At 62.6% G+C, this 12,332-nt stretch carries 7 protein-coding genes; 2 read left to right on the top strand and 5 right to left on the bottom strand.

The annotated features are described in order from the left end of the window. Positions 1-318: 318 nt before the first annotated feature. The 5 genes from BN1079_RS09595 to glnE all read right to left on the bottom strand — a co-directional run bounded on the left by BN1079_RS09595 (position 319) and on the right by glnE (position 7,487). Entirely contained in the window at positions 319-1,440 is a 1,122-nt protein-coding gene (locus BN1079_RS09595) for a glycosyltransferase family 4 protein (protein WP_037023956.1), read from the bottom strand. Continuing rightward, entirely contained in the window at positions 1,440-2,441 is a 1,002-nt protein-coding gene (gene waaC / locus BN1079_RS09600; protein ID WP_037023957.1) for a lipopolysaccharide heptosyltransferase I, read from the bottom strand. The genes BN1079_RS09595 and waaC overlap by 1 nt, the downstream gene beginning before the upstream one ends. After that, on the bottom strand, positions 2,442-3,491 hold the full coding sequence (gene waaF / locus BN1079_RS09605) for a lipopolysaccharide heptosyltransferase II (RefSeq protein ID WP_037023959.1): 1,050 nt from the start codon (positions 3,489-3,491) through the stop codon (positions 2,442-2,444). It abuts the gene before it with no gap. 81 nt (positions 3,492-3,572) lie between these two features. Beyond that, the gene (locus tag BN1079_RS09610; protein WP_037023961.1) at positions 3,573-4,496 is read right to left on the bottom strand and encodes a branched-chain amino acid transaminase; all 924 of its coding nucleotides are present in this window, start codon (positions 4,494-4,496) and stop codon (positions 3,573-3,575) included. A 45-nt stretch (positions 4,497-4,541) separates the two neighbouring features. After that, complete coding sequence (glnE, locus tag BN1079_RS09615) at positions 4,542-7,487, bottom strand: bifunctional [glutamate--ammonia ligase]-adenylyl-L-tyrosine phosphorylase/[glutamate--ammonia-ligase] adenylyltransferase (RefSeq protein ID WP_037023963.1); 2,946 nt, start codon at positions 7,485-7,487, stop codon at positions 4,542-4,544. 441 nt (positions 7,488-7,928) lie between these two features. On the opposite strand from glnE, the gene aceE reads away from it, so the two are divergent. Next, complete coding sequence (aceE, locus tag BN1079_RS09620) at positions 7,929-10,574, top strand: pyruvate dehydrogenase (acetyl-transferring), homodimeric type (protein WP_037023965.1); 2,646 nt, start codon at positions 7,929-7,931, stop codon at positions 10,572-10,574. A gap of 27 nt (positions 10,575-10,601) precedes the next feature. Further along, positions 10,602-12,302 (top strand): dihydrolipoyllysine-residue acetyltransferase, encoded by a 1,701-nt coding sequence (gene aceF / locus BN1079_RS09625; RefSeq protein WP_037023966.1) that lies wholly within the window; start codon positions 10,602-10,604, stop codon positions 12,300-12,302. Positions 12,303-12,332 lie beyond the last annotated feature (30 nt).

Raw genomic sequence — 12,332 nt, forward strand, 5'->3', positions numbered from 1 at the left:
GGGAACGGGCCATGCCCGTGAACGAGGACGGCACTGACGCTTCGCGGGCACGGCCCGCTCCTACAGGAGCAATGGCGGTCTGCAGCGCCGCGGGGGAAATGCCGTGATCTTTGTGGGAACGGGCCATGCCCGTGAACGAGGACAACCCGGACACTTCGCGGGCACGGCCCGCTCCTACAGGAGCAAAGGCGGCCTGCAGCGCCGCAGGGGAAATGCCGTGATCTTTGTGGGAACGGGCCATGCCCGTGAACAGGGGCGACTCGGAAGCTTCGCGGGCATGGCTTGCTCCTACGGGGTGAAGCACTATTGCCGATCTGTTCATGAGCGCTCTCCGAGAATCACGTCGGCGGCTCGCTGCGGCATGCTGTAAAGATCGGCGCTGTCGGCATAGCGCAGCGCATTACCGCCCCAGGCCACACGCTGCGCATCATTCTCAAGCATCTGCGCCAGCATGCGGTCCAGCGTGGACTGCTCGAACGGGCTGGGAACGACCCGACCACAATCGGCATCCTGGATATAGTGGGCATAACCGCAAACATCGGTGACCAGCACCGGCAAGCCGGAAACCAGGGCCTCCAGCAGTACGGTGCCGGTATTTTCGTTATAGGCCGGGTGGATCAGCAGGTCGGCGCCCAGCAGGAAACGCGGAATGTCGCTGCGCCCCTTGAGAAACTCCACCATGCTGGAAATGCCCAGCGTCTTGGCCTGCAGTTTGAAGGGCTTGGGATCATCCTGGCCGATCACCAGCAGCCGCGTGCGCCGCTTCAACTCCCGCGGCAGCGTGGCGAGTGCCTTGAGGCTGCGGTCGACGCCCTTGGTCTTGAAGCCGGAGCCGATCTGCACCAGCAGCAGGTCATCGGCGCCAAGCTCGAATTCCTCCCGAAACTCGTCACGTATCTCTACCGCGTTGACCGGGGCACGGCGATCCTGGGCAATACCCGGCGGCAGCAGGTGGAAGCGCTCGGCCTGGGTGCCGTAATGTTTGACGAACAGAGGCTGCTGCACTTCGGAAATCATCAATATTTCGGTCTTCGACTCGGGCGCGAACACCGCGCGCTCGTATTCGGCAAAGTGCTTGTAGCGGCCCCAGCGACGATAGATCGGGTTACGCAGGGTCTGCGCCTTGTCCTCGAAACAGGGGTCGGCTGCGTAGTAAACATCCAGCCCCGGCATCTTGTTGAAACCCACCACGCGATCGACCGGACGTGCTGCGAGATCACGCTCGACCCAGGCGGTGAAGCGCTCGTTGCGGGTGTGGTTGAAAATGGCCTTGACGGGCGCGATCAGCACCTCGAAGCCATCCGGCACTTCGCCCTCCCAGATCATCGCGTAGACCCGAATGCTGTGACCGCGACGCTGGCACTCCTGGGCGATACGCATGAAGTCGCGCTGCAGGCCGCCGAAGGGGAAGTACTTGTAAAGAATGAAGGCCAATTGCATCAGTTCGTCTCCGCTGACCGCAACAGGGCCTTGAGTTCATTGGCGACGCGCTCGGGAAGCAAGTCGTCGAAGCACGGTGTGTGCCGATCACCCTTGCCGGCATTGGGGCCGGTGGCGCACAGATGAACCTGCGAACGACCATAGGCGCCCACACGTCCCGGCAAGGTCGGGCCGTACAGCGAAATGCTCGGTACATCCAGCGCGGCGGCCAGATGGCCCAAGCCGGTGTCCACCGCCACACAAGCACGAGCGCCGGCGACCACCTTGGCCACACCGCCGAGGTTCAGCCGCGGCAATACCGAAGCGCCGGCGATCCCTTCGGCGATGCGTTCGGCGCGGGCCTTTTCCTCGGCATTGCCCCATGGCAGACGAATCTGCCAGCCGAAAGCACTCATGCGTTCGGCCAGTTCGCGCCAGTAGGCTTCCGGCCAGTGCTTGCTGGGCCACGTCGTCCCGTGCAGGAACAAAAGATACGGCTCCTCGCCAGGCGCGGCCATCTGTTCGCGATTCAGGCCATAGTCGCCAATGCCTGACGGCAACTCATAACCCAGGGCCTGGGCGAACAATTGGCGCGTCCGCTCCAGTGCATGCTGGTCACGCGGCACGCTGTAGCGCCGGTCATAAAACCGCGAGGCCAGCGGTTCGCGTGCCGAGTCGCGATCCAGGCCGGCCACCGGCGCTTTGACGTAACGGGTCAGCCAGGCACTTTTCAGCAGCCCCTGGGCATCGATCACCAGGTCATAGCGGGTCTCGCGCAGGCGTGCCTTGAAGCGCCGCCATTCCCCGGAACGCAGGGTCTGCAGCAGGTTCTTGCGCCAGCGGCGAATGGCTACCGGAATCACCTGGGCCACGGCCGGATGCCAGGCGGGAATTTCAGCGAAGCCTTCCTCAACCACCCAGTCGAACTGAATGCCGGGAATCGCTCGCTGCGCATCGGTCAGCGCCGGCAGGGTATGGACGACATCGCCCAGCGACGACGTCTTGATCAGCAGAACGCGCACTCAGTGCACCAGCGGCAGCGGATCGGCCAGCGGGTCGCCAGCCAGACGTTGCAGCGCATCCAGCACTGGCTGCGGATGTAGATCACGCAAGCAATTGTAGTGACCGAAACGGCAGGTGCGATCGAAGCAGGGACTGCACTCGAGACCCAGACGGACAATTTCCACCTGATCGGCCAATGGCGGCGTGAACTGCGGTGAAGTCGAACCGTAGACTGCCACCAGCGGCCGGTTGAGTGCCGCGGCCACATGCATCAGGCCGGAATCGTTGGAAACCACCGCGGTGGCACAGGACATCAGATCGATGGCCTCGGCCAGGCTGGTTTCGCCGCACAGATTGATCGCCTCTTCCTGCAGCCCTGGGATCAATTCATCACGAATCGCCTCGCCCACTGGATGGTCCTTCTTCGAACCGAACAGCCAGACCTGCCAGCCGGCGCGAATCTTCGCATCGGCCACGGCGGCATAATGCTCGGAAGGCCAACGCTTGGCTTCGCCGAACTCGGCTCCAGGACACAGCACCAGCACCGGCCGGTCCAGTTCCAGCCCGAACTTGGCGAGCGCCGCCGCACGGCTGACTTCATCGATCTGCAGACGCGGTTGCGGATAAGGCTGGGGCAACTCGGCATCCGGCTCGAACGCCAGCGCCATGAAACGCTCGATCATCAGCGGGTAGCGCTGCTTGTCGAGCTTGCGCAGATCATTGAGCAAGCCATAGCGCATCTCGCCTTTCCAACCGGTACGCTTGGGAATACCAGCGAAGAACGGCACCAGCGCCGACTTAAGCGAGTTGGGCAGCAGGATCGCCTGCTCATACTGGCCACGCAGGCCCTGGGCGACCTTGCGCCGGGTCGCCAGGTCCAGCACACCGTGGCCGAGCGGGAAGCTCAGCGCCTGGCGCACTTCGGGCATGCGTTCGAGGATCGGCCGGCTCCACTCGGGCGCCAGCACGTCGATCTGGCAGTCGGGATGGCGCTGTTTCAGGCAGACGAACAACGTCTGCGCCATCACCATGTCGCCTACCCAACTGGGACCTACGATCAGAATATTCATAAGCTGGAAGCCATAAGCATGAGGGCTGGAAGCGCGTGCCGGAACCTTCTCATCTCCGGCGCCTCGCTTCCAGTCTCGGGCTTACTTGACCAACGTTCGCCATTCGGCGTGGGCATCGGTTTTACCGGTGACCAGGTCGAAGTAGGCCTTCTGCAATTTCTCGGTGATCGGACCGCGGCGGCCGATGCCAATCTGGCGGCCGTCAAGCTCACGGATCGGGGTCACTTCCGCAGCGGTGCCGGTGAAGAACGCCTCGTCGGCAATATAGACCTCGTCGCGGGTGATGCGCTTCTCGACGATCTCGATACCCAGCTCGCGCGCCAGGGTCAAAACGGTACCACGTGTGATGCCGTTGAGGCAGGCGGTTACTTCCGGCGTGTAGATGACACCATCCTTGATGATGAACACGTTCTCGCCGGAGCCTTCGGCTACGTAGCCTTCCGGATCGAGCAGCAGCGCTTCGTCGGCACCTGCGGACACCGCTTCCTGCAGCGCCAGCATCGAGTTGACATAGCTGCCGCTGGATTTGGCGCGGGTCATGGTGATGTTGACGTGGTGACGGGTGAAGGAGCTGGTGCGGATCTTGATGCCTTTCTCCAGCGCCTCTTCGCCCATATAGGCGCCCCAGTGCCAGGCAGCTACGACGACATGCACCTTCAGGTTGTCGGCGCGGATACCCATGCCTTCCGATCCGTAGAACACCAGCGGACGGATGTAAGCGCTGTCCAGGTTGTTCTCGCGCACCGCAGCACGGGTCGCTTCGTTGATCTCTTCCTTGGTGTAGGGAATCTTCATGCCCATGATGTGGGCGGAGTCGAACAGGCGGTCAGTGTGCGCCTGCAGACGGAAGATCGCCGTGCCCTGCGGCGTGTTGTAAGCGCGTACGCCCTCAAAGACCCCCATGCCGTAGTGCAGGCTGTGGGTCAGCACATGAGTGGTCGCGTTACGCCATTCGACCAGTTCGCCGTCATACCAGATCACGCCATCACGATCGGCCATCGACATTGGTTGCCACCTCGGAAATTCGATAAATGCAGTTGTAGACGAGCATCAGCTGAGCCCAAGCTCACGCCACATGCGCATGACTGCGCGACGCTCATCATGAAATTGGTCCCCACTCACCACTTCGGGCAGCTTTTGCAGTGATTGCCGGTGAGCTGCGCCACGGTATGCCTTGTAGGCATCCTGCAGCAGCCGAACCTCATCGCCGGTCATCAACCCGGCCTGCTCCAACCCGTCGAGAATGCGGATGTTATCGGTATAGCGCAGCAGTTGCGGATGCTGGTGCGACCACGCCAGAGCCGCGTATTGCACCATAAATTCGATATCCACGATACCACCGGCGTCTTGCTTGAGATTGAACTCGCCTTCCGGCTCGAACGCTCTGTCGGCCATACCGGCTTGCGTTACGCGGGTGCCGAGGTTGTCGCGCATCTTCGCCCGCATCTCGCTGACCTCGCTGCGCAAGCGCTCAAGATCACGCTCTCGGCCCAGCACCGAAGCTCGCACACGCTCGAAATCCTGCGCCAACTGTGGGCAGCCAACCAGCACCCGCGCCCTCACCAACGCCTGGTGTTCCCAGGTCCAGGCTTCTTCGCTCTGATAGCGCTCAAAGGCGCTGAGCGAGCCGACCAGCAGCCCCGAAGCACCGGAGGGCCGCAGGCGCATGTCCACCTCATAGAGCTGGCCGGAAGTGGTCTGGGTCGTCAGCAGGTGAATGATGCGTTGCCCCAGGCGGGTGAAGAATTGCGCACCGTCGATGGGTTTGGCGCCATCGGTCTCGGCATTGGAGTCGCCGTCATGGATAAACACCAGATCCAGATCCGAACCGTGGCTCATCTCGATGCCGCCAACCTTGCCGTAGCCCACGACAATAAAGGCCGGATCGCATAACTCGCCATCGGCGCGGCGCGGGCGGCCATGACGCGCCACCGTGTGATGCCAGGCCAGCGCCAGCACTTCGCTGAGGATCGCCTCGGCAAGCCAGGTCAGGTAGTCGCTGACCTTCATCAGAGGCAGCGTGCCGGCGAGCTCCGAGGCCGCCACGCGCAGCCTGTGTGCCAGCTTGAAGTTGCGCAGCGCCTCCATTTGCTGCTCCAGGTCATCTTCGGGAATGCGCGCCAGCCGCTCGCGCAGCTCGGCGGCCAGTTCCGGCGCCTGCGGTGGCCGGTAGAGCCGTCCTGCATTGAGCAGCTCATCGAGCAATAGCGGGAAGCGAGCGATCTGCTCGGCGATCCACGGGCTGCCCGCGCAAAGCTCCAGCAACCGCTGCAAAGCACCGGGGTTTTCCGTCAGCAGCACCAGATAGGCCGAACGGCGCGCCACCGCTTCGACCAGCGGCAATACACGCTCAAGCACCAGATCCGGATTATCGTGCTCGACCACCTGCGCCAGCAGGCGGGGTATGAAAGCATCCAGGCGCTCACGCCCCAGCCGCTGCATGGTCCGCACCTGCTGCGCGCTACGCAGCGCAGCCAGGCGCTGACAGGCAGCATGGCCATCATGGAATCCGGCGTCGGCCAGCTGGCGACTGGCGTATTCCTCGTCCCAGTCCTGCTCCCACAGCGGCAGCCACTCGCCGCCCACCAGTTCTTCACCTTCATCCAGTTCGTCTTCGTCCGGATCGGCGATTACCTGCCGGAAATGCCAATCGATCCGGCTGCGCCAGTACAACAGGCGCTCGTGAAAGGCGTCCCAGGTCTCGAAGCCGAGCATGAAGGCCACGCGGTCACGGTCGATGCCACTGTCCGGCAGCATCTGCGTCTGGCGATCATCGATGGCCTGCAAGGCATGCTCGGTGTAACGCAGAAACTCGTAGCCTTCGCGCAACTCATCGACCGCTGCGGCGGGCATGTAACCCTGCCCGGCCAGCGTTGTCAGGACCTTGAGCAACGGCCTCTGCTGCAGGCTCAGGTCGCGCCCGCCATGAATCAGCTGAAACGCCTGGGCGATGAATTCCACCTCGCGAATGCCGCCAGAACCCAGCTTGATGTTCGCCGCAACCCCTTTGCGTCGCACTTCCTGCTGGATCAACTGCTTCATGCCGCGCAGCGCATCGATGGCGGAAAAATCCAGGTAACGTCGATAGACGAAGGGCCGCAGGATATCGAGCAGTTCCCGGCCGGCCTGCTGGTCGCCGCCGACCACCCGCGCCTTGATCATGGCGTAGCGCTCCCAGTCGCGCCCCTGGTCCTGGTAATACTGTTCCAGCGCGCTGAAGCTCATCACCAGCGCGCCGGAGGAACCGTAAGGCCGCAAGCGCATGTCCACACGGAAGACGAAGCCATCTACGGTTGGCGCATCCAGCGCCTTGATAAGACGCTGCCCAAGGCGGACAAAAAACTCCTGGTTATCCAGCGAGCGGCGCGCTCCGGTGGTTTCGCCACCTTCCGGGTAGCCGAAGATAAGGTCGATGTCCGACGACAGGTTGAGTTCGTGGGCGCCTAGCTTGCCCATGCCGAGTACAACCATCTGCTGCTGGCGACCGCTCCTGCGCCCGGTCGGCACGCCGAACTGCTCGCAATGGCGCGCATAGAGCCAGCGATAGGCGAGATCGATGCAGGTATCGGCAAGGTCCGACAGGTCGGCACAGGTCTCGGCAAGGTCAGCCTGGCGTGTCAGGTCGCGCCAGATGATTCGTACCTGCTGACGGTTGCGAAAGCGCCTGAGGAGAGTCGCGAGGCTCGCCTCGTCCGCACAATCGGCGAGCAGCGCATTCAGCGCCGTATGCATCTCGCCCGTACGCAGAGGGCGCTCCAGCAGCCCGGCCTCGGCCAGCTGCAGCAACATCTGCGGATCTCGACTAACCTGTTCGGTGACAAAATCGCTGGCCGCACAGACTCGCTCGAACGCTGCACAGCGCTCGGCAGGCCAGGCTGCAAAGTCATCCGCAGCCTGCGGCGAGACATCGCGCGCCGCGCTGAGGAACAACTCCTTGGCGCGACTGACCAATGGCAGTAGCGATTTCGGCAATGCAACCAATGATGGCAGACTCATATAGCATCCTTAGCAGGCCGTTGAAAAACTACCTGCGTTGGCAATACAGCGTTAAAAAGAGGCTCGGATTGCTCACTTAGGACACTAACTCGTACGCGAGCCCGGTCCGTTCCTCGCCTATTTTTGCCTTGTCTTGCCTGCCTCGCTTACGTTTTCAACGGTCTGACTAGCGCCGAAACAGCTGCGTTTTCGACTGTGGGCAGCGCAAACGCTGAGGCCAGAGCCTTGGCGTTTACGCTTTCCAGACAGGCCGAGTCGCCGAAAATGTAGTTTTACTACGAAAGAATGTTGCAGGGGGCTGAATCAGACGCCGTTTTGTAGTAAAACTACAGACACCGGTTCTACCCCCGGCACAATCCAAGAACATATACGCGCCGGCCCACAAAGCCGGCAGCGAAGCAGGCAACCGATTCTGGAAGCCTTTCCGCCCTGGAGCAAGCCATGCAAGATCTCGATCCCGTCGAAACCCAGGAATGGCTGGACGCCCTCGAATCAGTCCTCGATAACGAAGGTGAAGAGCGAGCCCATTACCTGTTGACCCGTATGGGTGAACTGGCCACCCGTACCGGCACCCAGTTGCCCTACGCGATCACCACGCCCTACCGCAACACCATCCCCGTCTCGCACGAAGCGATGATGCCCGGCGACCTGTTCATGGAGCGGCGCATCCGCTCACTGGTCCGCTGGAACGCGCTGGCGATGGTAATGCGTGCCAACCTGAAAGACCCGGACCTGGGCGGACACATTTCCACGTTCGCCTCCAGCGCGACGCTGTATGACATCGGCTTCAACTATTTCTTCCAGGCCCCGACCGAAGAGCACGGCGGCGACCTGATCTACTATCAGGGCCACGCCTCGCCCGGCATCTACGCTCGCGCCTTCCTCGAAGGCCGCCTGACCGAAGAGCAGATGAACAACTTCCGTCAGGAAGTTGATGGCAACGGTTTGTCGTCCTATCCGCACCCGCACCTGATGCCGGACTTCTGGCAGTTCCCGACCGTATCCATGGGTCTGGGCCCGATTCAGGCGATCTACCAGGCACGCTTCATGAAGTACCTGGAAAACCGCGGCTTCATTCCTGCCGGCAAGCAGCGCGTCTGGTGCTTCATCGGTGACGGCGAGTGTGACGAGCCGGAAACCCTCGGCGCGATCTCCCTGGCGGGCCGTGAAAACCTCGACAACCTGGTCTTCGTCATCAACTGCAACCTGCAGCGCCTCGACGGCCCGGTTCGCGGCAACGGCAAGATCATCCAGGAACTGGAAGGCAACTTCCGCGGTGCCGACTGGAACGTTATCAAGGTGGTCTGGGGTCGCCTGTGGGACCCGCTGTTCGCAGCCGACCACGACGGCCGCATGCAGCGCCGGATGGACGAAGCCATCGACGGCGAGTACCAGAACTACAAGGCCAACGACGGCGCCTATGTACGCAAGCACTTCTTCGGTGCCGACCCGGAGCTGCTCAAGCGCGTCGAGAAGCTCTCCGACCAGGAGGTCTGGAACCTCAACCGTGGCGGCCACGACCCCTACAAGGTGTACGCGGCCTACCACAGCGCGGTCAATCACAAGGGCCAGCCTTCCGTTATCCTTGCACACACGATCAAGGGCTACGGCACCGGTGCCGGTGAGGCGAAGAACATCGCCCACAACACCAAGAAGGTCGATATCGAGAGCCTGAAGAAATTCCGCGACCGCTTCAACATCCCGGTCGAGGACTCGCAGCTGGAAGATCTGCCCTTCTTCCGTCCGGCCGAGGACAGCGCGGAAATGCGCTACCTGATGAAGTGCCGGGAAAAGCTCGGCGGTCACCTGCCGCAGCGTCGCGACAAGAGCTTCAGCATTCCGACGCCGCCACTGGAAACCCTCAAGGCCGTACTCGATGGTTCCGGCGAGCGTGAAATCTCCACGACCATGGCCTTCGGCCGGATCCTGTCGCAGCTGATCAAGGACAAGGACCTGGGCAAGCGCATCGTGCCGATTCTCGCCGACGAGGCGCGCACCTTCGGTATGGAAGGCATGTTCCGCCAGCTGGGCATCTACTCCCCGGTAGGCCAGCTGTACGAGCCGGTCGACCGCGACCAGGTCATGTACTACCGCGAAGACAAGAGTGGCCAGATTCTTCAGGAAGGTCTGAACGAAGCTGGCGCGTTCTCCTCGTTCATCGCCGCGGGCACCGCCTACAGCAACTACAACCAGCCGATGCTGCCGGTCTACATCTTCTATTCGATGTTCGGCTTCCAGCGGATTGGCGACCTGGCCTGGGCTGCCGGCGATGCGCATACCCGCGGCTTCCTGCTGGGCGGCACCTCCGGCCGTACCACGCTGAACGGCGAAGGTCTGCAGCACGAGGACGGCCACAGCCACATCCTCGCCAGCACCATTCCCAACTGCCGCAGCTATGACCCCACCTACGGCTACGAGCTGGCGGTGATCATGCACCACGGCATGCACGAGATGATGGAGCAGCAGAAGAACGTCTACTACTACATCACCGTGATGAACGAGAACTACCAGCAGCCGGCGATACCCGAAGGTGTCCAGGAAGGTATCATCAAGGGCATGTACCTGCTCGAAGAAGCCAAAGGCGACTTCAAGCACCGCGTGCAGCTGCTGGGCTCGGGCACCATCCTGCTGGAAGTCCGCGCTGCGGTGGACATCCTTGCCAAGATGGGTATCGGCGCCGATGTCTGGAGCGTCACCAGCTTCAACGAACTGCGTCGCGAAGGCCTGGCCGTGGATCGCTGGAACCGCCTGCACCCGACCGAGGAGCCGCGCAAGAGCTACGTCCAGCAGTGCCTGGAAGGTCGCGAAGGCCCGGTCATCGCCTCCACCGACTACATGAAGCTGTTCGCCGACCAGATTCGCCAGTGGGTTCCGTCGCGTGAATACCAGGTGCTGGGCACCGACGGTTATGGCCGCAGTGACTCCCGCGCCAAGCTGCGCGACTTCTTTGAAGTCGACCGCCGCTGGGTAACCGTTGCCGCACTGCAGGCGCTCGCCGATCGCGGTGCCATCGAACGCAAGGTGGTAGCCGAAGCCATCGCCGAGTTCGGCATCGACCCCGAAAAGCGCAATCCTCTGGATTGCTGATGCTGCGTGCGCACAGGAGAACCTATCGTGAGTGAAACCATACGCGTACCCGACATCGGCAGCGGTGAGGGTGAAGTAATCGAGCTACTGGTCCAGGTTGGCGACCGCATCGAAGCCGACCAGAGCATCCTGACGCTCGAGTCGGACAAGGCCAGCATGGAAATTCCCGCGCCGAAAGCCGGCGTGGTGAAGAGCCTCAAGGTCAAGCTCGGCGACCGTCTGAAAGAAGGCGACGAGCTGCTTGAGCTGGAAACCGAAGACGCGGGTGAGAGCGAAGCTGCACCTGCAGCGGCTGCCGAGCCGGCCGGCGCAGCCTCTGGCGGCGCGGCTGACGAAGCCGAAGCGCCGACAGCGCCTGGCGATGACAACCCTTCGGCCTCCGCCGAAGCGCCTGCGGGCGAAAGCGTCGAGGAAGTGCGGATTCCGGACATCGGCTCCAGCGGCACTGCCGAAGTCATCGAGGTGATGATCAGCGTTGGCGATACCGTGGAAGCGGACCAGTCGCTGATCACCCTGGAATCCGACAAGGCCAGCATGGAAATCCCTGCGCCCAAGGCCGGCGTCGTCGAAAGCCTTGAGATCAAGGTCGGTGACCAGGCCAAGACCGGCGACCTGATCATGCGCCTGAAAGTCGCCGGCGCTGCTCCGGTACCTGCAGCAGCCAAGCCTCAAGCGCAAGCTGCAGCAGAGCCGAAGAAAGCCGAGGCGCCTGAGGAAGCCGTCCCGCAGCAGTCGGTTGCCCCGAACAAGCAGGGCGTGCCGCCAGCTGAAGCAGCGACCAAGGCACCGCCAGTGGTTAGCGGACCTAGCAAGGCTGGCAGCAAGGTTCATGCGGGCCCCGCAGTTCGCATGACGGCGCGCGAATTCGGCGTCGATCTGACCGAGGTCAAGGGCACCGGCCCGAAAGGTCGCATCCTCAAGGAAGACGTCCAGGCTTACGTCAAGTCCCGGCTGCAGCAGAGCAAGGACGCTGACGGAGCGACTGGCGGGGCCGGCATTCCGCCGATTCCGACCATCGACTTCAGCCGCTTCGGCGAGATCGAAGAAGTCCCGATGACCCGCCTGATGCAGGTCGGTGCCGCCAACCTGCATCGCAGCTGGCTGAATGTGCCGCACGTGACGCAGTTCGAGTCGGCCGACATCACCGAGCTTGAAGCCTTCCGTGTTGCGCAGAAGGCCGTGGCGGAAAAGGCTGGCGTCAAGCTGACCGTACTGCCGCTGCTGCTCAAGGCCTGTGCGCATCTGCTCAAGGAGCTGCCGGACTTCAACAGCTCGTTGGCGCCCAGCGGCAAGGCACTGATTCGCAAGAAGTACGTGCATGTCGGCTTCGCCGTGGACACGCCGGACGGTCTGATGGTGCCGGTCATCCGCAACGTCGACCAGAAGAGCCTGCTGCAGCTGGCCGGCGAAGCGGCTCAGCTGGCCGATAAGGCGCGCAACAAGAAGCTCTCGGCAGATGAGATGCAGGGCGCCTGCTTCACCATCTCCAGCCTCGGGCACATTGGCGGCACCGGTTTCACGCCGATCGTCAACGCGCCGGAAGTGGCGATCCTTGGTGTCAGCAAGGCCACCATGCAGCCGGTCTGGGACGGTTCGGCCTTCCAGCCACGCCTGATGTTGCCGCTGTCGCTGTCCTACGATCACCGCGTGATCAACGGTGCCGCGGCAGCTCGCTTCACCAAGCGTCTGTCCGAGCTGTTGGCGGATATCCGCACGATGCTGCTGTAAGCCTTCGAGCGTGAAAAAAAACGCCGCATA

The organism is Pseudomonas saudiphocaensis (genome assembly GCF_000756775.1).
Lineage (GTDB): Bacteria > Pseudomonadota > Gammaproteobacteria > Pseudomonadales > Pseudomonadaceae > Stutzerimonas > Stutzerimonas saudiphocaensis.